Here is a 23,625-nt window from a genome sequence, read left to right as displayed (position 1 = left end):
GCATGACGAACGTCGCGGTACATCCGGAAGTGCAACAACACTCGCTGCAGGCCCACGCGCATGACGCACCCGCATCAGGAACCTCGCACGCCAAGGGCCAGCAGCATCCGATCAAGCTTTATCTTGTGGTCTGGGGATGGCTGTTCGTTCTCAGCACCTGCTCGTACCTCGTCGACTATTTCGGCCTCCAAGGCCATCTCAGATGGTCGCTGATCCTGCTGTTCATGGTGTTGAAGGCTGGCCTGATCGTCGCGGTCTTCATGCACATGGCCTGGGAGCGTCTGGCTTTGACCTACGCGATCCTGTTGCCGCCGGCGCTGGTGCTGGTCTTCGTGGCGATTATGGTGTTCGAATCCGGCTACACGCATCTGCTCCGGGTCATGTTCTTCGCGCAAACGTCCTAGCTGGAGCGTTTTCAAGCGAAGTGGACACCGTTTCGCGTGAAGAAAACGCGTCAAAACAAAAACCTATCGATTGACGCCGGCCACCGCTGCACTTCGCAGCGGCGGCCGGTTTGTCGATAATCTCAATCAGCGGGTCGTCGGCGGCTTGTCCGCTGGCGCCGACTGGTCGGTCGGGGAGGCCTGGGCCGCCCCGCTGATCTCGGCAGCGATCGACTGCGCCATGCGCAGGTGATCGAGTACGATCGGCAGGGTGTCCGATGCAAATGTCTTCAGGTCCTCGTTCTCGCCCGAACCGATCTGATAGATGAGCAGTTGTACCGTCTTCTGGTGATCCGTGATCTGGCCCCTGATATAGGCATGATCGAACTCGGTCTTGCCCGCTTGTTGCAGGCGGTCGCGCATCGATCGCTGCTCTGAATCGAACTGGTCGGGCAGCGCGATGCCGTTCGCCTTTGCCAGCGAGGCGAGCCTGTCGTTCGCCTCGCTATGGTCCTTGATCATGCGTTGCGCAAAGTCCTTGACCGCAGTGCTAGATGCTTTTTGGGCCGCGAGCTTGGCGAGATCGACTTCAGCAAGTCCTCCCAATGCCAACGCGCGAACGAAAATGCGATCCGCATCATTGATCTGATGCGGAGCAGGCTTGCCCGGCGCCGACTCCCTGGTCGTCGGCGACATCCCGCCGGGGTTGCCGGGCGCGGGAGTTGCCGGATTCGTCGATTGTCCAAAAGCGGGTGCGAGAAGCGCCAGAGTACATAGCGCAAAGGCGGAAAGACGGGCCATCTCGATCTCCTTCTGCTGGCTCGCGCTGTGCGAATGCCGGCTGTCATCACAGCGTGAGCATGTAGGCCACCAGCTGTTCCTTCTCCTCCTGGGTCAGCTTCAGGCTGAGCACCAGGTTGAAGAATTCAACCGTATCGGCGAGCGTGAGCAGCCGCCCGTCATGCATGTAAGGCGGCGAGTCCTTGATGCCGCGCAGCGTGAACGTCTTGATCGGCCCATCCGGCAGCATGACGAGCCCATTCACGGTCTGCCCGGGGTTATAGAAGCGCTCGAGCTTGAGATCGTGCATGTTGTTGTCGAGGAATGAGGTCTGCGGGACGTGACATTCCGCGCAGCGGCCCTTTCCCACGAACACCCGCTCGCCGGCGAGTTCCTGCTGCGTCGCCTTGCTCGGATCGAGGCGCCCCGCAGGATCGAGCTTCGGCGCCGGCGGGAAATCGATGATGTTCTGCATCTGCGCCATCATCGGAACCTGATCGAACCGGTCGGGAAGATGGACGCCTTTGCGCTGGGCACTGACATGATCGCCGTTGAAATAGGCCGTGCGCTGTTCGAACTGCGTGAAGTCCTCGATCGAACGCAGCGAACGCTTCGAGCCGTGGAGCTGCTGATTGAACACCCCACGCAGGCTCACGGTATCGAGGCGGAAGCGGGCCGCCTGTGGGCGAACGTCCGGCGTCAGGTGGAACGCGGCGTTGGTATGAAAATTTGCGTGACAGTCGAGGCAGGTCACGCCCAGGCTCTGATCTGCGCTCTTGCGGTCTTCGGTCTGGTTGAATTCCTCCTGCGGGAACGGAGTCAGCAGCAGGCGCAGCCCCTCCATCTGCACAGGCGTGATGAAACCGACCATCAATTGGTAGTAATTCTTGATGGTGAGGAGCTGCCCGTGAGACACGTCGCCGAGTTCCGGATGGCTGGTCAGAAAGATCGGCGGCGGAAATTCAGGCGTGAACCGGTCTGGAAGGTCGAAGTCGACGTCGAAGCGGCGCAGGTTGCGATTCTCCTGCCTGCCGATCTCGTCGATCTGGTTGTTCGGGAAGACCTGGCCGCCGGTCGGCTGCTTGACGTGGGGCAGGGGCATGAATCCCGCCGGCAATAGCCCGCGCTGCCGGATCTCGTCCGGACTCATGGCTGAGAGCGAGTCCCAGGTCACTCCCGCAGGCAGCCTGACGCGGACGCCGCCCTGCACGGGCTTGCGGCCGCCGGACATCATCACGTTCGGGATCGGCCTGTCGGAGAGATCGTTGCGCTGGGCAAGCAGATCCTGCTGGCGCTGCATCACGAGGGGCTTCTGCGCCTCGTCATTCGCCCTGACGGCATCCAGCGGCAAGGTGGGAAGCGGCCGATAGGTCGCGTCCGGCGGCAGCGATTGGGCCAGCACCGCGACTCCAAGCAGGGTCGCTGCTGCCAGCGGCATGGCGACGAGGAAAGCTTTTTGCACGGGTGGCCTCCGTGAATTGAAGCAGCTGGATCGGGACAGAAACAAACGGCACGGACTGCAGATGGCGGGCGCAACGTCTGCTGAGCTGCTTTGTTCCTATTCGGCACGCAGAGGTAGTGGGTCTGTGCGCTTCCGGCCGCCAGCCAACCGTGCTCAGCCGTCAAAACGTTTCGGTGATCTTGCTGAGGCGAGGGGGACGATCCGGGTCAAATCCGCAGGCGCGCGCGGCCTGCTCGATCATCCGGTAGGCTGGAACGAGCATCGTGACCGGATCGGTCACCGCGTCGTCCAGGGCGAGCCAGGGCAGCGAGCCCTGCGGTCCGCCGCACAGATGCAGCGCGATGTGTTGCTGCCGCAGTTCTTCCGCCAGCGCGTCCACGCTGGCCGCCGTTTCATCCATGAGGCGCATCATGATAATAGGCGTGCGCGGTGACAGCGCGGCCCGCGGCCCATGCTGCAGCTCGGCGGCGCTCAGCCCGATGGACGGCAGGCGCAGGATTTCCGAGAGTTTGAGCGCGATCTCCCGCGCCGAGCCGAGACCAAGGCCCCGAGCGGCCACGAATACGGCTGACGCCTTCTCGAGATCATCGGCAATCATGGACCAATCGAGCGCCATTGCGCGTTGCAGGCGCTCAGGCAACCTGTCGAGCGCCGACCGCAGGGCATCATCGTCCGCCAGCTCGGCGACGAGGCCGGCACCGGCGGCCATCGAGCCGATCACGGTCTTCGTCGCCGCGACGGAATGCTCTTGGCCGGCTTCGATCGGAACGACGAACTCCGCTGCGTCAGCCACCGGCGAGGTCGTCGCATTGACGATGGCGACGGTGCGGGCGCCTGCCGCGCGGGCTGATCTGGTCGCCGCGACAAGATCCGGGCTGCGCCCGGATTGCGAGATCACGATGAACAGCGCGCGGCGCAGCATCAAGGGCGTGCGAAATGCCGTGATCACCGAAGGCGCGCTCGCCGACACGGGAAGGCGAAGCCGCGTCTCGACAAGGTACCTCAGGTAGACCCCGGCATGTCCGGAGCTTCCCCGGCCGCACATGACGCACAGGGGGGCGGAGCCACTGCCAATGCGCTGCGCGATGTCGCGCTTCGCAGCGCGGTCGCGAATGATGTTGGCGACAATATCAGCGCTTTGTCCGATTTCGCTCGCCATCGCGGATGTCGTCATGGCTCGACCGCTCCGGCTCGCCCGCGCGCCGCTGCTTCCTTTGAGGGCCGGTCGCGTTCCACGTGAACGTCCTTGGTGAGCTCGGCAAACACGCGCCGAAGGTTGCCTTCAGAGTGTCTGAGCAAAGCCTCGGCATCGGTCCTGTCGACGCCGAGCGCCAGAAGGACTGCCGTCTTGATGTCTCCTCCGGCCAGCTCGAGCGAGCGCGCCGCCTGCTGTGGATCGCAGCGGGTGATTTGCGCCACCATGGCCTCCGCGCGCCGCTTCAGCTTGGCATTGGTCGGCAGCATGTTCACCATCATGCCGCGATACACCCGACCAAGGCGCAGCATGATCCCGGAGGAGATCAGGTTGAGCACGATCTTCTGCGCAGTGCCCGCCTTCATCCGCGTGGAGCCGGCGATCAGCTCGCGGCCGGTCTCGATCAGGATCGGAAACTTTGCCGACGTCAGCAGGGCGGTACCAGGATTGTTGGCAATACCGATCGTCACTGCGCCAAACGAGCCTGCGTGCTGCAGCGCCGCCACCGTGAATGGCGTGGTCCCGCTGGCGGCAACGGCGATGACCACGTCGTGTGGCGTGAGCCGCGCGGCATTGACCTGCGCGACGGCATCATCGACGTTGTCCTCCGCGCCCTCGATGCTGGTGGCGAACGCACTGTCGCCGCCGGCGACGATGAAGCGGACGCGCTCCTTGGGCCAGGCGAAGGTCGGTGTCAGCTCGGCGCCGTCCTGGACTGCCACGCGACCCGAGGTGCCGGCGCCGACATACACAATGCGACCGTGATCGCTCAAGGCCGCGTTGGCTGCTTCGGTCGCCGCGGTGATCGCCGGGAGGGCATGGCCGATCGCCGCGACGGCCGCGAGCTGGCCTTCCCACATGGCTTCGATCGCCGAGGTCAGCGGCCATGCATCAAGATCGGCAAAGCGGGGATCGACTTCTTCGGTCGCCATACGATTTATTCCATGCGCATCCTAAACGCGGAACTTCGAAGCCTGTGCTTGGTCAGTTTCTTCTTGGTCAGTTTCTCTCTTGGGCAGATCGAGCCGGCCTCGCGCTACCAGCAAGGCGCCGGCCGCGGCGTCGGCGTCGGGGCGCCTCAGGCGGGCACGCAGGTCAGGCGTCAGCCAGGGCGTCATGGCATCCGCGAGCCCGCCGACCAGCGAGAGCCGGTCAATCCCTCGCGCCAGGAACAGGTCGAGCAGATCGCCGATGGCATCGGCTGCGCGTTCGATAATGCGACGGCCGGCCGGATCGCCCTGATTGGCATGCCGCATCACGATCGGCGCGAATGCGGCGTAGTCCGTCGCCCTGGCTTCCTCAGACCAGGCCACCGCCTGATAGGGATCGTGATCGAACGCGGCCAGCACCTCCGAAAGCAACGGGGTCAGCTCGCTGCGGCGATCCGCAGCGCGCAGTGCCAGTCGAACAACCTGCAGGCCGATGTCGGCGCCGCTGCCTTCGTCCGACACCGGAAAGCCGTAACCGGCGAAACGGATTTCGCGACCGTCGATCAGGCCGACACCCACCGAGCCTGTACCGGCGACCACGATGGCCCCATCCGCACCGCTATGGGCGCCGAGACAGGCGGCCAGGCCATCGCTGATGAAAACAACCGACGCAAAGGGATGCGAGATCTCGTTCAGCGCCGCTTCCGCGCCCCGGCGGCCCAGTCCGGCAAGGCCAATTCCGGCATGCATCCGCGCAAAATCCTCGCGCGCCAAGCCAGCCTGTGCGGCTGCCGTTTCAGTGGCCTCCATGATGGACCGCCAGGCCTTCTCGAGGCCGATCCGCGTCGTCGCGGGCCCCGAGCTCGCTTCACCGAGCACTCTGCCGTTCTCGTTCTCGATCCGCGCGCGGCAGCGGGTTCCGCCGCCATCAATGCCGAGATAAGTGGTACCGTTTGCTCCCATGATGAGTTAACGCCAGGGTTTCATTCCGGGTCCTTACTGGGGTCTTAGTGTACATATGAAGTCTCGTAGGGGACTCGTCTCACGGGTCCGTGACTGCCGTTCTCGGAACGATACTGATGGGCCAGACCGGGTCTTCCTCCGTCACGATTGCCGCGCAGCGGATCTTCGATGGTGCCGCCATGCGCGGGCCCGGGTCGGTCAGGATCTCGCAGGGGCGCATCGAAAGCGCCACCTTTGGCAAGGCGGAGCCGCGCGCCTCTATCCAGCTCCCGCCAGATGCGATCCTTGCACCTGGGTTCATCGATATTCAGGTGAACGGAGGTGGGGGCGTTCTTCTCAACGAGCAGCCGACGGAGGCGGGCGTTCGGCGCGTCGTTGCGGCGCACCGCAAGCAGGGAACGACGGGCTGCCTGCCGACCCTCATCACTGATCGCAGGGAGGTCATCGAGCGCTTGGCCGTCGTCGCCGAGGCTTGCTTGAAGATTCCCGGCGTGCTCGGCTTTCATCTGGAGGGCCCGGCAATCAACCGGTCTCGCAAGGGCATTCATCCGGAGGCCGAAATCCGCGTGCCTGACGAGCGCGATCTCGCTGCCATCAAGAGCTTTGGAAGCCGCGGCCGCTCCGTCGTGACCCTGGCCCCGGAATGCGTGCCGGCATCCATGATCGATGAATTGATCGGCGCCGGACTACGTGTCGCAGCCGGCCACAGCGACGGCACCGCAGCCGATATCAGGCAGGCGGTCGATCGCGGTGTCTCGGGCGTGACCCATCTGTTCAACGCCATGTCGCAGTTGAACGCCCGCGAGCCGGGTGTGGTGGGCGCCGCGCTCGAAGACGACCGGCTGTTTGCAGGGATCATCTGCGACGGCATCCACGTTGACGGCGCGGCCCTGCGTGTCGCCTTTCGCTGCAAGGGGCGCGATCGCTTGATGCTGGTCACCGATGCCATGCCGCTCGTCGGCACGAACGAACGGCAATTCGTCCTGCAAGGAAGACAGATCACGTTGCATGACCATCGCCTGACGGGTCCCGATGGCACCCTCGCGGGCGCTCACCTCACCATGATCGAGGCCGTGCGCAACGCTGTTGCGCTACTTGGCATCTCGCTGGTCGATGCGCTCATCATGGCTTCTGCGACTCCGGCCGCATTTCTGGGCCTTGCGTCCGAGCTTGGACGGATCGCGCCTGGCTACCGCGCGGACCTCGTCGCTTTCAACTTGAACTTTGAAGTCCTTGGCACATGGATCGGCGGTGTCGGTTCGATGGGCGAGGCGAATGCAGCGTCTCTTTAGATGAGCGACCATCCCATCATCGTGCAAAAATATGGCGGGGTTTGCCTCGAAACACCGGAGAAAATTCGCGCGGTTGCCCGCAGTCTCGCCGACATGCATGGGCGTGGTCAGCGCGTCGTGGTGATCGTCTCGGCGATGGGCAAGACCACCGACCAACTGATCCAGATGGCTTATCAGGTGAGCCCGGCGCCCAATCGCCGCGAACTTGACATGCTGCTGACGACCGGTGAGCGCATCAGCATGTCGTTGATGAGCATGGCGCTTGCCGATCTCGGCGTGCCCGCGATCAGCTTCACCGGCAGCCAGGCCGGCGTGATGACCGACGGCTCCCATTCCTCGGCCCGCATCCTGGATGTGCGGCCTATTCGCGTGCGTGAGGAGCTCGATCGCGGGCGCGTCGTGGTGCTGGCGGGGTTTCAAGGCGTGAACCCGGCGAGCAGGGAAATCACCACCCTCGGTCGGGGGGGCAGCGACACCACGGCCGTTGCGATGGCCGCGGCGCTGAAAGCCGAACGCTGTGAAATCATCAAGGAGGTCGACGGCATTTGCTCGGCCGATCCGCGCATCGTGCCGGATGCAAAGCCGCTGCGGCAGGTGGACTTCGCGTCGCTATCGGAGATGTGTTTCTGGGGCGCTAAGATCCTGCATTTTCGCAGCGTCGAATTGGCGCAAAGTCAGGACGTGCCTCTGGTTCTCAAGCGATGGGACGGCGTTGAAGATAGCACGCAAGTGATGAAAGAGGTTGCTGGCATGGAAAACGGAAAGGTTCTGGCCGTCAACTCAATGGCCCGGATTGAGCATGTGGAAATCGATTCCAAGGATCTCAATCATGGGTTCGATAAGTTCGCGCAGCATCTCAAGCAAAACGGCCTGTCCTGGCCGCAGCTCCTGACATCAGACTTCGCCGCGGGAAAGACCTGCATGACCGTAGCCTGCGATTCGGAATGGCTCGACGCGCTGTTGCGCTCGCTGGAGCACGCGAAGGACCTGCGCAAGCAGCGCGAGACGTCAAGTTCGGTCAGTCTCACCTGCTTCGGTGGTGTATCGTCCGAATTGCCGTTCAGGGCGTTGCAGGTTCTGGAACGTCACAGGATTGTCCCTGACAAGTATGTCCTGTCGCCGCATTCGGTCAGCCTGTTTGTCCCGGTGGAGAGCAGGGAGGCCGCGGTCAAGGCGCTGCATTCGCTTGTCGAGCAAGCATCGCATTAGACCTTGCAGATCGATTTCGCTGGCGGGCTCGGCAGGACCCCGAACCTGCAACCACCGCTATAAGCAATACAAGAGCGCCGGCTTCGCGAACGCGAACGGACGTTGGAGCCGTCCGCAAATTTTCGACTGGGACGACAGTTGCCAAGGCTGGATTGTACGACTACCCTTGTCGAAATATGCCCCAAGCGAAGCACGCCGCAACGGTCCTTCGATCGGCCGCACGTTCATGCCAAAATTCCTTCGCGTCGGAGTCCATCAGTCGAACGTCTCCGGGTACACGTCAAAGGCGTGGTGTATCAGGCGTGTTGGCTCGACGGTTTTCCTGAAATGGGGCGCCGTGGACGTCCATGGCGCCGGAGATGAGCGAAAGGTCTACTGGACCGTTCCACCAAGGGTGAAAACAATTCGTTGCGGCACGGCGCAGCGTGCCCAGGACTATGCAAGAGCCGCCATCGCGCGGCGCCGCAGCCATCGCTATGAACCGCTGGCCGGACCGATTGCGATCCGACGTCGATCCGCCGAGCGCAGCACTGAGCTCAAACAGGCACTCGCCACGATCCTGATCGTCGATATCGTCCGCTCCACCGAAAAAGCAGCAAAGCTCGGCGATGCGCGTTGGACGAAAGTGATGGGTCACTATTACGCAGCGGTCCGCAAGGAGTTGAAGGCCTCGCGCGGAAAGGAAGTCGTGACGACTGGCGATGGAGTGCTGGCGACGTTCAGGGCACCGGCTGCCGGCATCAGTTGCGCGACCACGATCCAGAAGGCCGTGCGCACGCTGGGCCTCGAGATCAGGATAGGACTGCATGCCGGCGAGTACACCGTGAGCGGGGGCGAAATGGTCGGTCTCGCCTTTCACATCGGCACCCGCGTCGCCGCGAAAGCGCGCGCCGGCGAAGTCCTGGTCTCGAGCGCGGTCAGGGACCTGATGTCACAATCTCAAATCCGCTTCAGGGATCACGGCGTCCACCAGCTCAAAGGCGTGCCGGAGCGATGGCGCCTGTACCGGGTCGAGGATTGAGGGGAATGCGGGACCGACCGGCTTACCCTCCAGTCTGCCACGGCGCGTCGCGCAGGCCGAGATGATCAAGCTATCGATGGCACTGGTGGGCCCGGCAGGACTCGAACCTGCAACCAGACCGTTATGAGCGGCCGGCTCTAACCATTGAGCTACAGGCCCCGCGACGTGACGGTCCCCGCGGCGGCGCTCGCGATCTGCGAGGCTGGGGCCGAAGGCCCAGGGGGAATCGGACGACGGTGCGGAGTTCGTTTACAGGGCGGCGCGCCATGCCGCAATGCCGGTCGCCCGCCGTCGTTCCGATCCGGGCGCTCCCGCCGGCAGCCGAATATCGGCCCGGCGGCCGGTTCGGTGTCCTTGCCGCTGCAGCCTAATCCACCGAGACGCCGGCGAACTCGACCACCTTGCGCCATTTCTCGGTCTCCTCTGATATCAACTGCCCGAACTCGGTCGGCGTCATGGCTTTCGGGATGCCGCCGGTTTCATTGAGCCGCGCCACCAGCTTGGGATCCCTCAGCGCCTCGCCAACCGCTTTGTTCAGTGTTGCGACGATCTCGGCCGGCGTGCCCTTCGGCGCCGAGATGCCGTAGAAGCCGACGGCAGAGAAGCCGGGCACCGTCTCGGCGATCGCCGGCACGTCCGGAACGCCCGGCCAGCGCTGCGGGGAGGTGACGCCGAGCGCGCGCACGGTGCCGCCGCGCGCCTGCTCCAGCGCGCTTGGCAGGTTGTCGAAGATCAATTGGACCTTGTTGGAGATGATGTCGGGCATCGCGACCGCCGAGCCGCGATAGGGCACGTGCAGCATGTCGCATTTGGTCATCGCCTTGAACAACTCGGCCGACATGTGCACGGAGGTGCCGTTGCCCGACGAGGCGTAGGAGATCTTGCCGGGATTGGCGCGGCAATAGTCGATGAACTCCTGCACGGTCTTGACCGGCATCGCGTTGCTGACCACCAGCATGTTGGTAAGCTGCATGATGCTCGCGACCGGAACGGTGTCGCGGATGAAGTCGTAGGGCAGCTTCTTGTACAGCGAGGTGCTGATCGCGTTGTTCGGCGCCACGAACAGCAGCGTATAGCCGTCCGGCGGCGAGTTGATCGCGGCCGCTGCGGCGAGGTTGCCGCCGGAGCCGGCGCGGTTCTCGATCACGAATTGCTGGCCGAACCGCTCCGAGAGCCACTGCGCCATGATGCGGGCGACGGTGTCGACCGGACCGCCGGCGGTGAAGCCGATCAGCCAGCGCACCGGATGGTCCGGATAGGCGCCATAGGCCGCAGGAGGGCACGCCGCAAGACCGGCCAGACACAGCAATCCCAACAGCCACGCGCGCCAAGGCCTTCGCATCGTCTCGCCCTGATGTTTTTGTGGTCGTTCGGCGCAATGGTTTCACAAATCCGCGAGCTTGCAAATCCGCGCAATGACGCAGTCCCGCGGGCAGCACTTGCTCGTGCGGCGCTTCCAAACATGCGCACGGGCGCTTACAAGCTGGCGGACGGCCACGGGAGCAGAGTGTCATGCGTTTCACTGCAATGGTTTGTCTTGGCCTGGCGATGCTCGGCGGCAGCGCGTTCGCCCAACAACGGGAGGCGACGATCAACAGGATCACGATCAGTCTCGGCACGGCGACGCCCGGCGGCGGCTTCCCGCTCTATGGCGATGCCTTTGCCAGGGTGATGAACGACGCGGACTCTGCGCTTGCGATCTCCCCGCGCAACACCAAGGGCAGCAACGAGAACATCCCGCTGCTCGAGAAGGGCGAGCTCGACCTGGGCCTCGTCGCCGGCGAGCCGGCCTATCAGGCCTTCATGGGCATCGACCGGCCGCCGACACGCGTAAAGATCCTGACCGCGATCTATTCCAGCCCCGGCCTGTTCGTCGTGCGCGCTGACAGTCCCTACAAAGCGATTCGCGACCTGGTCGGGCAGACCGTCGTGTTCGGCGCCAAGGGCTCGGGCCTGCCGATCATGTCGCGCTACATGCTCGACGGGCTCGGCCTGAAGCAGGACGAGGACTTCAAGGCGATCTATCTCGACCGCGCCGGCGACGGGCCGGCGATGGTGCAGGACGGCCGCGCCGCCGCGCTGTGGGGCGCCGGCATCGGCTGGCCCGGCTTCGAGGCGATGGCGAAAAGCTCTTCGGGCGCGCGCTTCATCGCGCCGTCAGCGGATGAGATCGCACAGGTGCTGGCCAAGCACAGCTTCCTAAAGGCTCTGACCGTGCCGGCCGGCAGCTATCCGAACCAGAGCGAACCGATCGACTCGATCGGCTCATGGAGCTTCGTGCTGGTGCGCGATGATCTGCCCGACGATGTCGCCTACCGCCTCGCCAAGACGCTGCACGGCGCCGAGGCGACCTTGTGCAAGACGCTGGCGCAGGCCTGCGAGACCACCGCCGCCAACACGGTCGCTGCAGCCCCGCGCCTCGATTTGATCCATCCGGGGGTGATGAAGTACTTCAAGGAAATCGGCGTCACCAAATAATTCGCTGTCGTCCCGACCAAGCGCGCACGGCGCAGAGCCGGGACCCATAAACGCTGAACCACATTGTGCGAAGGCTGGAGCAACGGCCAGCTCTTGCAATGCATGGCGGTGGTTATGGGTCCCGGCTCAAGGCCGGGACGACACCTTTCGTGTTGGTGTCAGCGCTACTTCTTCAACAACGGACACGCCGCATCAGGCGGCCCGAATGCATCCTCGCCCGAGATCGTCGCCAGGATCTTGTAATAGTCCCACGGATATTTGCTCTCATCCGGCGACTTGACCTGCACCAGCATCAGATCGTGCACCATCAGATTGTCGGCGCGCAGTTTGCCGTGACGGGCGAACATGTCTTCCACCGGCGCCTCGCGCATCTTCGCGGCCACCGCGAGCGGCTCGTCGGTGCCGGCGGCCTTGATCGCGTTAAGATAGTGCGTGACGGCGGAATAGACGCCGGCCTGCCACATCGTCGGCATCCGGTTCATCTTGGCGAAATAGCGCTTCGACCAGTCGCGGGTCTTGTCGTCCATGTCCCAGTAGAACGAGGTCGTCAGCAACAGACCTTGCGCGGCCGGCAGCCCCAGCGAATGGATGTCGGTGATCAGCGCCAGCAAGGCCGCCATCTGCTGGCCGCCCTTGAACACGCCGAACTCGGCCGCCGTCTTGATCTCATTCATGTTGTTCGGCGGACCGGCGGCAATGCCGATGATCTTGGCCTTGGACGACTGCGCCTGCAGGATGAAGGAGGAGAGATCCGGCGTGGCGAAGGGCGGGCGCACCGCGCCCACCACCTTGCCGCCATTGGCCGTGATGACGCTGGAGGCATCGCGCTCCAGCGAGTGCCCGAAAGCGTAGTCGTCGGTGATGAAGAACCAGCTGTCGCCGCCGCGCTTCACCACCTCCCTGGCCGTGCCGGTGGCGAGCGCGCGGGTGTCGAACACCCATTGCATGGCGTAGGGCGAGCAGAACTTGCCGTGGAAATCGGCCGCGCCGGTCGATTGCGTGATGAACAGCCGCTTCTTCTCGCTGGCGATGGTCTGCACGGCGAGCCCGACCGCGGAGACCGGCACGTCGACGATCAGGTCGACCTGCTCGGCGTCGTACCAGCGCCGCGCGATCGCGCTGCCGATGTCCGGCTTGTCCTGATGGTCGCCGACGATGACGCTGATCGGCTTGCCCAGCACCTTGCCGCCGAAATCGTCCACCGCCATCTGCGCCGCGGTCACCGAACCCTGTCCGGTCGGCGTCGAGGCCGGCCCGTTCATGTCGGTGAGCACGCCGATCTTGACGACCTCGTCCGACACCTGCGCCAGCGCCGCCGATGCGGGCAGCATGGCACTCGCGCAGGTCGCGAGCAGCGCAATTCGTGTGGCTGAAATCAACCCTCTTGCTGAAATCAACTTTCGTCCTCCCGGAAAATATCGGCGTGGCGCCGTCGTTGGCCGCCAGCCCCAATGCGGGGAAGCGGCTCGGCCATCTGCCGCCATTCGCAAGCCGCCGTCAATCAGGCGGCAAAGCGGATCTGGCCGGCCGGTGCGAGATCGTATCCGGTGAGTTCGCCTGCGCGCAGCGCCATGCGCCTGCCTGTGACGAAGCGGACGAGCGCCTGCATCGCGGGGCGGAAGTAGCTGCGTTGGCGGGTCAGCAGGTCGAAGCTTTCCCAGGTCAGGGTGATGAAGTCGAGGCCGGCGGCCTTGGCCGCTGCGCGCGTTGCAATGCCGCAATCGGCGCTGCCGCTGCGGATCGCGGCTGCCAGGTCCGGTCCGGTGAGGCAGGGCGGCTCGAGCCGCTTCAGCTCCTTCAATGTGGCGCCCGCGCGCTGCAGCAGAACCTCGAGCAGGAGCTGCGCGCCCGCGCCTGGCTGGCGCGTCGCCACCGTCGCGCCCGTGGCGAGCACGTCCGTGAGGCTGCGCAAATTCTTCGGATTGCCGGGCGCCAGCAGCAGGCCCTGTTCGCGCTTGGCAATGCCGATCAGCACCGTGTCGTGCAGGCCGGAGAGGGCACGCACCGCGGCGATATTGGCGTCGATGGCACCCTTGGCCGCCTCGCCGTCGAGCTCGTCGATGCGGTGGAAATGGACAGCGGTCGCGACCACCTCACCGCGCTGCAGCCGCTCGATGCCGCGCATGGTGCCTTCGTTCAAGGAGGCCAACGACGAGCCGGATTCACGCAAGGCCCATTCCAGCAGGTCGTCCTGGCTGCCGCCGACGATCGGCGGCGGGTCCGCCGGCACCATGCCGTTCGGCCGCGCCATGCCCGCGAGCACCCACAGGTCCAGCTCATGGCGCGGGAACAGCCATTTTCCGGTGACCTTGCTGCAGGGAATCGCGCCCAGCGTCACCAGCTCGTAGAGCTTGCGTTCCCCCAGCCGCAGGTAGTCCGCAGCCTCGCTTGTGGTCAGAAATTCCATCTTGCATTTATATGCATATAAGCGATCTGGTTCAATTAATTGACAAAGACCGGAATTTCTGCCGAACAGGCCAGAAGGAATCGACTATGAATGAGGCCAGCGCCTGGCAATTGATCGTCGCCGGCGATCCGACATTGTTCGCGATCGTGCGGCTGTCGCTGGCTGTCAGCCTGGCGGCGGTGGCGCTCGCGGCCGTAATCGGCCTGCCGCTTGGCGCCAGCCTTGCGCTGTTGCGGTTTCGCGGCCGCGCCGGCCTTTTGGTCGCACTCAATGCGATGATGGGGCTGCCGCCGGTCGTGGTGGGATTGGCGATCTACCTGTTGCTGTCGCGGTCCGGCCCGCTGGGGAACCTTGGCATCTTGTTCACGCCAACCGCGATGGTCATCGCGCAGACCGTGTTGATCGTGCCGATTATCGGCGCCCTGACGCGCCAGACCGTCGAGGACCTCGCATACGAATATCGCGACGAGCTGGCGGCGCTGTCGGTCGGACCGATCGACCGCATGATCACCTTGTTGTGGGACGCGCGCTTCAGTCTGCTCACCGCGCTGCTCGCCGGCTTCGGCCGTGCCGCCGCCGAGGTCGGCGCGGTGATGATCGTTGGCGGCAATATCGACGGCTTCACCCGCACCATGACCACGGCGGTGGCGCTCGAGACGTCCAAAGGCAATCTGCCGTTGGCGCTCGGACTCGGGCTGGTCCTGCTTGCGATCGTGGTGGCGATCAACGCCGCGGTCTGGGCGGTGCGCGCCGTCGCGGAACGGCTGGCGGCCTAGACCATGCGCGCACCCTTGACCGATCTTCCGCTGGTGCTCGACAGGGTCTCGCTCGCCGTTGGCGCGACCGAGATCCTCGACCGGCTGAGCGTGACCATCGCGGCGGGACCGCCGACGCTGGTCGTCGGCCCGAACGGCTCCGGTAAGACCAGCCTACTGCGGATCTGCATGGGCCTCGCGCGGCCGACGTCAGGAACGATAAGCTGGGGCGGCCGCCTTGATGCGCCGCCGCTGCGGCGCGCCTTCGTGTTCCAGCGCCCGGTGATGCTGCGGCGGAGCGTCGCCGCCAATCTCGATTACGCGCTGGCGCATGCCGGCGTTATCAGGCGGCAGCGGCCGGCACGCATCGCAGAGCTTCTGGCGCGCGTCGGCCTCGACGGGCTCGAGGGGCGGCCGGCGCGCCGCCTGTCCGGCGGCGAGCAGCAGCGGCTGGCGCTGGCGCGCGCGCTCGCCCGCGAGCCCGAGATCCTGCTCTTGGACGAGCCGACCGCCAGTCTCGACCCGGCCGCGACTCGCGCGGTCGAGGACATCGTCCTTGCGGCCGCGCGCTCCGGCATCAAGGTGGTGATGGCGAGCCATGATCTCGGCCAGGTGCGCCGGCTCGGCGGCGACGTCGTCTTCCTGGTGCGCGGCGCTTTGCGCGAGCGCAGCGGCGCGATCGATTTTCTCGACCATCCCGCAAGCGAGGATGCCGCGCGCTTCGTGCGCGGCGATCTCGTGATCTGAAGTCCCGTCGATCCATCAATGGAGAACGCCTGATGCGCCTGCGGCTCGCTCTTCTGCTCGTCCTCGCTCTGACGCTGGTGGCCGCGCCGGGACGGGCGGAGGATCGCTCGATCGTGGTCGCCTCGACCACCTCCACCCAGGATTCCGGCCTGTTCGGCTATCTCCTGCCGCTGTTCAAGCAGAAGACCGGCATCGACGTGAAGGTGGTTGCGCAAGGCACCGGCCAGGCGCTGGACACCGCGCGGCGCGGCGACGCCGACGTCGTCTTCGTCCATGCCAAGGCGCAGGAGGAGAAGTTCCTGGCAGAGGGATACGGCGTGAAGCGCTATGAAGTGATGTACAATGATTTCGTGCTGGTCGGCCCCCAGAGCGATCCCGCCGGCGTGAAGGGCCAGGATATCCTGGCCGCGTTCCGCAGCATCGAAGCCAAGGCTGCGCCCTTCGTTTCGCGCGGCGATCGTTCCGGCACGCATGCCGCCGAGCTCGCACTGTGGAAGCAGGCCGGGATCGACCTCTCCGCGCATAAGGGGCCCTGGTATCGCGAGATCGGGCAGGGCATGGGCGCGGCACTCAACACCGCGAGCGCCATGGACGCCTATGTGCTCTCCGATCGCGGCACCTGGATTTCGTTCAAGAATCGCGGCGAGCTTGCGATCCTGGTCGAAGGCGACACGCATCTGTTCAACCAATACGGCGTGATGCTGGTGAACCCTGCGAAATTTCCGCACGTCAAGAAGGAAGATGGTCAAGCCTTCGTCGACTGGCTGATCTCGCCCGAAGGGCAGGCAATCATCGCGAACTACAAGATTGACGGCCAGCAATTGTTCTTCCCGAACGCAAAGCCTTGAGCCTGAATAAGTCTAGAGCAGGCTCTCGCCGCTCGCTCGATCTGCTCCCCTCCCCTTTGCGGGGAGGGGCCGGGGGTGGGGGTCCACAACGGCAGTGTCGATTTGGGCTACCCCCCTCCCCAACCCTCCCCCGCAAGGGGGGAGGGAGCGCACTTTCGCCGTGGCCACAGCTACATTCTCACTATGCCTTCGCCGCCTGCCGCTCGCGATGGGCGGCTTCCCAGATCTCGCGCGCGGCGTCCGCGTTCATCGCAGCGATGCCGATGCCAACGATCAGGTCGGGCCAGGCCGAGTGCCAGAGAGCGGCGGTGATCAGGCCGGCGATGATGATCGCGATGTTGGCCGCGGCGTCATTGCGGGCCGACAGGAACGCCGCCCGCGTCAGGCTGCCGTGATGATCGCGCACCCGCGCCAGCATCAGCGCGCAGGAGAGATTGACCGCGAGCGCGCCGAGTCCGGTGATAGTCAGCGGCAGCGCCTCGGGCGCGACTGGCGTCAGCAGCTTTTCGGCTGCCGTCCAAAGCCCCGCGAGCGCCGGCGCCAGCAGGATCGCCGCCAGCACCATGCCAAGGTAGGCGCGCGCCCGCGCGCTCCAGCGCAAGGCGAGCAGGATCAGCAGATTGACCGAGGCGTCCTCCAGAAAGTCGACGCTGTCGGCGAACAGCGACACCGAGCCGATCTGCAGCGCGACCGCGAATTCGATGCCGAAATAGGCGAGGTTCAGCACCGCGACGGTGATCACGGTGCGGCGAACCGCGGTCATGTCGGGCGCGGCCGTCTCCATCACGTCAGTCGCCGTCCAGTGCCGCCAGCCGCTCCGCCTCGGTCAGGTCCTCGGCGGTGTTGGCGTTGAAGAACGGATCGAGCGGGATGGTCGGCCAGCTCACCGTGGCGAGCCGATAGCGTGCGGTGAAACGGTCGATCTTGCGGATGTCGTCCATGGTCAGTGCGTGGCGCAGCTCCTCGCGCAACGCGACCTTCCAGAGTCCGATCACCGGATGCGACTGGCCGCCGGAGGCCGCGACGGCAAGCTCGGCGGCCTCGGTCGCGCGTGCCGCCACGAGCCGCGCCACCAGATCGCGCGGCAGGAACGGGCAGTCGCCGGCCGCGCTCAACATCCACTCCGCATCACGGCGGTTCGCCGCCACCCAATCGAGCCCGGCGAGGATGCCTGCGAGCGGTCCCGGGAAATCGGCGACGCTGTCGGCCACGACCGGAAGGCCGAAAGCGGCAAAGCGCGCCGGATCGCCATTGGCGTTGAGGATCAGCGCGCCGCATTGTGGCGCAAGACGCGCGATCACGCGGTCCAGGATGGTGCGACCGCCGATCATGCGCATCGGCTTGTCGCCGCCGCCCATGCGCCGCGCCAGACCGCCGGCCAGCAGCACGCAGGGAACCTGCGCAGCAGCATTCTGCGTCAGCTCAGTCATCGCCGCCTTCGCCCTTGCGCCGGTGCTTGGCCGATTCCTCCTCGACGTAAGCGAGATCCTGGTCGTACACGATGCGCTCCTCGCCGGAGAGCGCGATGAAGCGCTTGCCGCGGGTGCGTCCGACCAGCGTCAGCCCGACCTGTCGCGCCAGCTCGACGCCCCAGGCGGTGAAGCCCGAGCGCGACACCAGGATCGGAATGCCCATCCGCACCGTCTTGATCACCATCTCCGAGGTCAGCCGTCCCGTGGTGTAGAGGATCTTGTCGGCCGGGTCGACGCCGTGGCGGTAGAGCCAGCCGGCGATCTTGTCGACGGCGTTGTGGCGGCCGACGTCCTCCGTGTAGCAGACGGGCGTGCCCTTGACGCACAGCACACAGCCATGGATGGCGCCGGCTTCGAGATAGAGCGATGGCATGGTGTTGATGGTCTGCGTCATCTGGTAGAGCCAGGATGTCCTGAGCTCCGCCTTTGGCAGCGCGATGCTCTCGATCGCCTCCATCAGATCGCCGAACGCGGTGCCCTGCGCGCAGCCCGAGGTCTGGGTGCGCTTCTTCAGCTTGGCTTCGAAATTGGTGTGATGCGCGGTGCGTACCACCACCACCTGGAGGTCGTCGTCATACTCGACCTCGGTGACGACGTCGTCATATTTCAGCATGTTCTGGTTGAGCAGATAGCCGAGCGCGAGATACTCCGGATAGTCGCCGATCGTCATCATGGTGACGATCTCCTGCGCATTCAGGTACAGCGTCAGCGGCCGCTCGACCGGCACGTTGATCTCGACCCTCGCGCCAGTCTGGTCGATGCCGCCGACACGTCGGGTGAGCCGAGGGTCGTGCGGGTCGGGCAGGATGCGCGGGGCGGGGGATTTCAGCAACGTCGTCATGGCCAGCAGGTTAGCATGACATCGGGGGAGCGCCGATATAAAGCTTATTGACCAAATCACGCGACCAAAGCCCCGTCATTGCGAGCGAAGCGAAGCAATCCAGGGCGCCAAGAAAGCTGGACCGCTTCGTCGCTGTCGCTCCTCGCGATGACGGCGTGTATGCGGTTCCGCTCCGGAGACCGAGATGAAAGTGATTGGCCTCGCCGGCTGGAGCGGCGCCGGCAAGACCACCCTGTTGACGCGTGCGATCCCGCATCTTCTGGCGCAGGGCCTGCGCGTGTCCGTGATCAAGCATGCCCATCACAAGTTCGACGTCGACACGCCGGGCAAGGATTCCTGGCGGCATCGCGAGGCCGGGGCCGAGGAGGTGCTGGTCTCTTCGGGAGCCCGCTGGGCGCTGATGCACGAACTGCGCGGCGAGCGCGAGCCGGGATTACCGGAGCTGCTGGCCAAGCTGTCGCCAGTCGATCTCGTCATCGTCGAAGGCTACAAGACCGATCCCCATCGCAAGATCGAGGTGCATCGAGCTGCCAATAGCAAGCCGCTGTTGTTCCCGAACGATTCCGCCATCGTCGGCATTGCCAGCGACGTCGAGGTTGCAACGTCGCTGCCGGTGGTCCATCTCGATGACGTCCCGGCGGTGGCTGCGATGATGCTGCGCTCGGCGATGCCGATCACCGAGCTGTTGGTTTCACAGGGGACTTGAAGGGAGCGACGATGGCGCAACTCTCCGACGATTGCTTCGCCTTCGGCGGTCCGCTGATGTCGATCGACGAGGCGGTCGGCATTATCACCGATCGCGTCAGGCCAGTCGCGGAGAGCGAGCGGGTCTCGCTGCTCGGCTCGGACGGCCGCGTTCTCGCAGCCGACGTCGCCGCGCCATTGCCACTACCGCCCTTCACCAACTCCGCAGTCGACGGCTACGCCGTGCGGTCGGCCGACCTGCCGCATGGATCCGAAGCGGTCTGGCCGGTGACCGGGCGCGTTGCGGCCGGCGCTGCGGCCGCGCCAATCGCGGCGGCGCATGCGATGCGCATCTTCACCGGCGCACCGATGCCAGAGGGGGCCGACACCGTGTTCATGCAGGAGGACGTCCGCCTCGCTGAGGATGCTCGCGTGGTGCTACCCGCGGGGCTCAAGCCCGGTGCCAATGTACGTCCTGCGGGCGAGGACATCGCGCTCGGAACGGTGGCGTTGAAGGCGGGCCAGCGCCTGCGGCCGCAGCATGTCGCGGTCGCGGCCGCGTTCGGTCTCACCGAGCTCCCCGTGCGGCGGCGCATCCGTGTCGCCGTATTCTCGACGGGCGACGAGCTGGCTTCGCCTGGCGCGCCACGCGCGCCGGCGCAATTGTACGATTCCAATCGGGTGATGTTGCTCGCGATGCTGAAACGTCTCGGCTGCGACGTCTCCGATCTCGGCGTCTTCGACGACAGCCGAGCGCCGCTGGCCAGCGCCTTGCGCGAGGCCGCCGCTGCGCATGATCTTCTGCTCACCACCGGCGGTGTCTCGACCGGAGAGGAGGACCACGTCAAGGCCGCGGTCGAGAGCGTCGGAACACTGGTGCTGTGGCGGATGGCGATCAAACCGGGACGTCCCGTCGCGATGGGCATCATCGCCGGCACCCCCTTCATCGGCCTGCCCGGCAATCCCGTGGCGAGCTTCGTCACCTTCGTCCACGTGGTGCGCCCGACCGTGCTGGCGTTGGCGGGAAGCCTGCCGGAGCGGCTCACGCCGCTGCCGGTGCGCGCGGCCTTCACCTACAAGAAGAAGGTCGGCCGCCGCGAATATGTGCGGGTCTCGCTGCGCAGGGCTGCTGACGGCCACCTCGATGCATTCAAGTTTCCGCGCGAGGGCGCCGGATTATTGTCGTCGCTGATCGAGACCGACGGCCTCGCCGAGCTCGGCGAGGAGGTCACCAGGGTCGAGCCGGGACAGAGCGTCGGCTTTCTGTCCTACGCCGAGCTGATGTGAGTGGACGCGGACGGTTGACGCTGTTCCCCGGGCTCGCCATGGTCGCCGAATGACCACCACCATGCTCGACCTCACCGGCCTCAAATGTCCGCTGCCGGCGCTCAAGACGCGCAAGGCGCTGAAGCCGCTCAAAGCCGGCGACCGGCTGGAGGTGCACTGCACCGATCCGCTGTCGGTGATCGACATCCCCAATCTGATCCGTGAGACCGGCGACAAGGTCGAGATCACCGAACGCAGCGAGACGCGGATCGTGTTCCTGATCGAGAAGCAGGCCGGCGGGGCCGGCAACTGATCAGGCCAGCTCTCCACGAGGTCATCCAGGGCGCGCTTGCGCAACGAACGGTCTTGCCACGGGGTGGCGCGCGATGTTGCGCAGTAATGGCGGAGGTCCCATGCATGTCTGATATGCGCAGATTGTCCGCCAGGCCAATCTGTCGCATATGCTCGCGCTTGCGGCGGGCAGACGACTTGGGTTTCGGCAGCGCCCTCCGCGGTCGCGCCGTTAGTTCCATTTGGAATTCAAATGGACTGATTAGTAAGGCGGATCGATCCTGGCCGTGCAGGCGATCCGGAATCGAGACCTGATGGATCTACGGATCTCGAGCTGCAACCATCGTGATCACGTTGCCGCGATCTTGTAGGGGGACTACATGGCGGGGCCGCACTCATGCGCCAATTAGTCGCGGATCGGCCTCCGGGTCGCTGCGGCGCACTGAATCCCCTGTGATTCGGAGCTTCGCTACGTTTTATCTATCGACAACCGCGATTGCTTCTGCCCCAATCCGGGTTCCGCGGAGGTTGCGGGTGGATCTGCGATGCCCTTTCAGACCGCGCGAGTGTTTCTGAGGATGACGGCATGAGTCAGCTGAGGGGGTGTTATGCATGTTGAAAACACGCTCGCCTCTTGTGCATCGCGAAAATGTCGCGGAGCAACACTACGGGACGTCGCGGGAATTTCCGCGTTGATTCAAATCAAAGGGGACCGATGATGACATCAAGGCATGGGATCGATGCCTGCAGGGGAGGATGGCATGGCAGTTGTTGAGAGCGCCGGGAGAGCAACCGGTGCGGCAACAGGAATTTTCGATCGCGAGCACACGATCGCGAAGCCGGGATTCAATCGCTGGCTGGTTCCGCCGGCAGCGTTGTGTATCCATTTGTGCATAGGCATGTCCTATGGACTGAGCGTGTTTTGGCTGCCGCTGTCGCGTGCGATCGGCATCGACAAGCCGGTGGTCTGCGCCGGCCAGTCGATGATCTCGGATCTCTTCACGACGAGCTGCGACTGGCAGGTCACCAATCTCTTGATGATCTTCACGATCGGCATCGTGATGCTGGGATTGTCGGCAGCCGTATTCGGCGCCTGGCTCGAACGGGCCGGCCCGCGCAAGGCGGGCGCCGTGGCGGCCGTGTGCTGGGCCGGCGGCTTTGCGATTTCCTCGCTCGGCGTCTATGTCCATCAGCTCTGGATGTTGTGGATCGGACTCGGCCTGATCGGCGGCGTCGGACTCGGTCTCGGCTACATCTCGCCGGTGTCGACGCTGGTGAAATGGTTCCCGGATCGGCGCGGCATGGCCACCGGCATGGCGATCATGGGGTTCGGCGGAGGCGCCATGATCGGCTCGCCACTTGCCAATTACCTGATCAACTACTTCAAAACTCCGACATCGGTCGGCGTCTGGCAGGCCTTCCTTGTGATGGGCGCGATCTATTTCGTGTTCATGATGATCGGCGCCTTCGCCTATCGCGTCACGCCGGCCGGTTGGCAGCCGGACGGCTGGACGCCGCCGGCGACGGCCAAGGCCATGATCTCCACCAACAACGTTCATCTTGAGGACGCGCACAAGACGCCGCAATTCTGGCTGTTGTGGCTGATGCTCTGCATGAACGTTTCGGCGGGCATCGGCGTGCTGGCGATGGCCTCGCCAATGCTGCAGGAGATCTTCGGCGGCGCGCTGATCGGAAAGCCTGAGGTCGGCTTTGCGGCCTTGGATGGGTCGCAGAAGGTCGCGATCGCCACGATCGCCGCCGGCTTCGTCGGGCTGCTGTCGCTGTTCAACATCGGCGGCCGCTTCTTCTGGGCCTCGCTGTCGGACCACATCGGGCGCAAGGCGACCTACTACACGTTCTTCATCCTGGGGATCGTGCTCTATGCGTTGGCGCCGAGCTTCGCCCATATGGGATCGCGGCTCCTGTTCGTCGGCGCGTTCTGCATCATCCTGACCATGTATGGCGGCGGTTTCTCCACCATTCCGGCCTACCTCGCCGACCTCTTCGGTCCGCAGTTCGTCGGCGCCATTCATGGCCGGCTTCTGACCGCATGGTCGACCGCCGGCGTGATCGGCCCGCTTCTGGTGGGCTATATCCGCGACGCGCAGTTGCAGGCCGGCATCGAGCGCGCGCTGGTCTACGACCGCACCATGTACATCCTGGTCGGCCTGCTCGTGATCGGCCTGATCTGCAATCTCCTGGTTCGGCCCGTGGCCGACAAGTGGCACCTGACCAAGGAGGAGGCGGCGCGGCTGCAGGCCGAAAGCGCTCAAAGCGAGGCGGCGATCCAGCATGGCTCGTTCGGCATCGGCACCGGTGGTCTTGATCTCAGCGCCGGCCTGTTCTGGGCTTTCGTCAGCATCCCGCTGCTGTGGGGCGTGTGGATGACGCTGCAGAGCGCGGTCAAGATCTTCTGATCGCCATCATTGCGGGAGGCGCGGGCTTCGAGAGCTCACGTCTCCCGTAGTGTCTTTTGTGCTTTGGACCATGGCCCCCGGTCGGCACTTCCGGTGGCCGCAGCCTTGCCAGACAGCGCCAGGCCATTAAGGATCAAGCTGACGGATGGGAAGTTGTGAGTCGAGGGGCTCGCCGCGCTGATCGC

At 65.0% G+C, this 23,625-nt stretch carries 23 protein-coding genes and 1 tRNA gene; 12 read left to right on the top strand and 12 right to left on the bottom strand.

Annotation, left to right across the window (positions count from 1 at the left end; translation table 11 throughout):
• Positions 1-2: 2 nt before the first annotated feature.
• A complete protein-coding gene (locus tag P6U24_RS30510) occupies positions 3-404 on the top strand; it encodes a cytochrome C oxidase subunit IV family protein (protein ID WP_407156131.1) in 402 nt (133 codons plus the stop codon).
• Positions 405-530: 126 nt separating this feature from the next.
• Here P6U24_RS30510 and P6U24_RS30505 read toward each other — a convergent pair whose 3' ends face one another.
• The 5 genes from P6U24_RS30505 to P6U24_RS30485 form a co-directional block, all read right to left on the bottom strand.
• Positions 531-1,184, bottom strand: coding sequence for a DUF4142 domain-containing protein (locus P6U24_RS30505; RefSeq protein WP_407156130.1), 654 nt, complete (start codon positions 1,182-1,184; stop codon positions 531-533).
• Between the two features lie 46 nt (positions 1,185-1,230).
• Complete coding sequence (locus P6U24_RS30500) at positions 1,231-2,601, bottom strand: cytochrome B6 (protein WP_407160647.1); 1,371 nt, start codon at positions 2,599-2,601, stop codon at positions 1,231-1,233.
• Positions 2,602-2,785: 184 nt separating this feature from the next.
• Positions 2,786-3,670, bottom strand: coding sequence for an SIS domain-containing protein (locus P6U24_RS30495; RefSeq protein ID WP_407160646.1), 885 nt, complete (start codon positions 3,668-3,670; stop codon positions 2,786-2,788).
• Between the two features lie 125 nt (positions 3,671-3,795).
• Positions 3,796-4,752: an N-acetylmuramic acid 6-phosphate etherase gene (locus tag P6U24_RS30490; RefSeq protein ID WP_407156129.1), complete on the bottom strand. Its 957-nt coding sequence runs from the start codon at positions 4,750-4,752 to the stop codon at positions 3,796-3,798.
• 21 nt (positions 4,753-4,773) lie between these two features.
• The gene (locus tag P6U24_RS30485) at positions 4,774-5,712 is read right to left on the bottom strand and encodes a BadF/BadG/BcrA/BcrD ATPase family protein (protein ID WP_407156128.1); all 939 of its coding nucleotides are present in this window, start codon (positions 5,710-5,712) and stop codon (positions 4,774-4,776) included.
• A 116-nt stretch (positions 5,713-5,828) separates the two neighbouring features.
• On the opposite strand from P6U24_RS30485, the gene nagA reads away from it, so the two are divergent.
• The 3 genes from nagA to P6U24_RS30470 all read left to right on the top strand — a co-directional run bounded on the left by nagA (position 5,829) and on the right by P6U24_RS30470 (position 9,234).
• Complete coding sequence (gene nagA, locus P6U24_RS30480; protein ID WP_407156127.1) at positions 5,829-7,004, top strand: N-acetylglucosamine-6-phosphate deacetylase; 1,176 nt, start codon at positions 5,829-5,831, stop codon at positions 7,002-7,004.
• The gene (locus P6U24_RS30475; RefSeq protein WP_407156126.1) at positions 7,005-8,213 is read left to right on the top strand and encodes an aspartate kinase; all 1,209 of its coding nucleotides are present in this window, start codon (positions 7,005-7,007) and stop codon (positions 8,211-8,213) included.
• A 226-nt stretch (positions 8,214-8,439) separates the two neighbouring features.
• On the top strand, positions 8,440-9,234 hold the full coding sequence (locus tag P6U24_RS30470; protein WP_407156125.1) for an adenylate/guanylate cyclase domain-containing protein: 795 nt from the start codon (positions 8,440-8,442) through the stop codon (positions 9,232-9,234).
• A gap of 83 nt (positions 9,235-9,317) precedes the next feature.
• Here P6U24_RS30470 and P6U24_RS30465 read toward each other — a convergent pair.
• Positions 9,318-9,393: transfer RNA gene (locus tag P6U24_RS30465), tRNA-Ile, on the bottom strand.
• Positions 9,394-9,601: 208 nt separating this feature from the next.
• Complete coding sequence (locus P6U24_RS30460; protein WP_407156124.1) at positions 9,602-10,576, bottom strand: Bug family tripartite tricarboxylate transporter substrate binding protein; 975 nt, start codon at positions 10,574-10,576, stop codon at positions 9,602-9,604.
• A gap of 170 nt (positions 10,577-10,746) precedes the next feature.
• Here P6U24_RS30460 and P6U24_RS30455 point away from each other — a divergent pair, with 170 nt between their 5' ends.
• Positions 10,747-11,712, top strand: coding sequence for a TAXI family TRAP transporter solute-binding subunit (locus P6U24_RS30455; RefSeq protein WP_407156123.1), 966 nt, complete (start codon positions 10,747-10,749; stop codon positions 11,710-11,712).
• A 164-nt stretch (positions 11,713-11,876) separates the two neighbouring features.
• Here P6U24_RS30455 and P6U24_RS30450 read toward each other — a convergent pair whose 3' ends face one another.
• Both P6U24_RS30450 and P6U24_RS30445 read right to left on the bottom strand, forming a co-directional pair.
• On the bottom strand, positions 11,877-13,043 hold the full coding sequence (locus P6U24_RS30450; RefSeq protein ID WP_407156122.1) for an ABC transporter substrate-binding protein: 1,167 nt from the start codon (positions 13,041-13,043) through the stop codon (positions 11,877-11,879).
• 170 nt (positions 13,044-13,213) lie between these two features.
• A complete protein-coding gene (locus P6U24_RS30445) occupies positions 13,214-14,119 on the bottom strand; it encodes a substrate-binding domain-containing protein (protein WP_407156121.1) in 906 nt (301 codons plus the stop codon).
• Positions 14,120-14,205: 86 nt separating this feature from the next.
• Here P6U24_RS30445 and P6U24_RS30440 point away from each other — a divergent pair, with 86 nt between their 5' ends.
• The 3 genes from P6U24_RS30440 to P6U24_RS30430 are packed head-to-tail and all read left to right on the top strand — an operon-like array spanning position 14,206 to position 16,469.
• The gene (locus P6U24_RS30440; protein ID WP_407156120.1) at positions 14,206-14,895 is read left to right on the top strand and encodes an ABC transporter permease; all 690 of its coding nucleotides are present in this window, start codon (positions 14,206-14,208) and stop codon (positions 14,893-14,895) included.
• A gap of 3 nt (positions 14,896-14,898) precedes the next feature.
• Positions 14,899-15,621: an ATP-binding cassette domain-containing protein gene (locus P6U24_RS30435; protein WP_407156119.1), complete on the top strand. Its 723-nt coding sequence runs from the start codon at positions 14,899-14,901 to the stop codon at positions 15,619-15,621.
• Positions 15,622-15,653: 32 nt separating this feature from the next.
• Positions 15,654-16,469 carry a substrate-binding domain-containing protein gene (locus P6U24_RS30430; protein WP_407156118.1) on the top strand — a complete coding sequence of 272 codons (816 nt, stop codon included), beginning with the start codon at positions 15,654-15,656 and terminating at the stop codon, positions 16,467-16,469.
• A gap of 181 nt (positions 16,470-16,650) precedes the next feature.
• Here the strand turns inward: P6U24_RS30430 and P6U24_RS30425 are convergent, their stop codons facing one another.
• From P6U24_RS30425 to P6U24_RS30415, 3 genes are read right to left on the bottom strand one after another with little or no spacing between them, the layout of a single operon-like run.
• A complete protein-coding gene (locus P6U24_RS30425) occupies positions 16,651-17,253 on the bottom strand; it encodes a cation transporter (RefSeq protein WP_407160645.1) in 603 nt (200 codons plus the stop codon).
• Positions 17,254-17,257: 4 nt separating this feature from the next.
• Positions 17,258-17,899 carry a molybdenum cofactor guanylyltransferase MobA gene (mobA, locus tag P6U24_RS30420; protein ID WP_407156117.1) on the bottom strand — a complete coding sequence of 214 codons (642 nt, stop codon included), beginning with the start codon at positions 17,897-17,899 and terminating at the stop codon, positions 17,258-17,260.
• Positions 17,892-18,782 carry a formate dehydrogenase accessory sulfurtransferase FdhD gene (locus P6U24_RS30415; RefSeq protein ID WP_407156116.1) on the bottom strand — a complete coding sequence of 297 codons (891 nt, stop codon included), beginning with the start codon at positions 18,780-18,782 and terminating at the stop codon, positions 17,892-17,894. The genes mobA and P6U24_RS30415 overlap by 8 nt, the downstream gene beginning before the upstream one ends.
• Positions 18,783-18,966: 184 nt before the next feature.
• Between P6U24_RS30415 and mobB the strand changes: the two genes are divergently transcribed.
• The 4 genes from mobB to P6U24_RS30395 all read left to right on the top strand — a co-directional run bounded on the left by mobB (position 18,967) and on the right by P6U24_RS30395 (position 23,440).
• Positions 18,967-19,488, top strand: a complete 522-nt coding sequence (gene mobB / locus P6U24_RS30410; protein ID WP_407156115.1) for a molybdopterin-guanine dinucleotide biosynthesis protein B — start codon at positions 18,967-18,969, stop codon at positions 19,486-19,488.
• Between the two features lie 11 nt (positions 19,489-19,499).
• On the top strand, positions 19,500-20,753 hold the full coding sequence (glp, locus tag P6U24_RS30405) for a gephyrin-like molybdotransferase Glp (protein WP_407156114.1): 1,254 nt from the start codon (positions 19,500-19,502) through the stop codon (positions 20,751-20,753).
• A gap of 49 nt (positions 20,754-20,802) precedes the next feature.
• Positions 20,803-21,045 (top strand): sulfurtransferase TusA family protein, encoded by a 243-nt coding sequence (locus P6U24_RS30400; protein ID WP_407156113.1) that lies wholly within the window; start codon positions 20,803-20,805, stop codon positions 21,043-21,045.
• Positions 21,046-21,784: 739 nt separating this feature from the next.
• Complete coding sequence (locus P6U24_RS30395; protein ID WP_407156112.1) at positions 21,785-23,440, top strand: OFA family MFS transporter; 1,656 nt, start codon at positions 21,785-21,787, stop codon at positions 23,438-23,440.
• Positions 23,441-23,625: the final 185 nt, after the last annotated feature.

Source organism: Bradyrhizobium sp. STM 3557 (assembly GCF_045571465.1).
Classification (GTDB): domain Bacteria; phylum Pseudomonadota; class Alphaproteobacteria; order Rhizobiales; family Xanthobacteraceae; genus Bradyrhizobium.
Note: the sequence above shows the minus strand (reverse complement) of the source record. Positions and strands in the feature narration are given on the sequence as shown.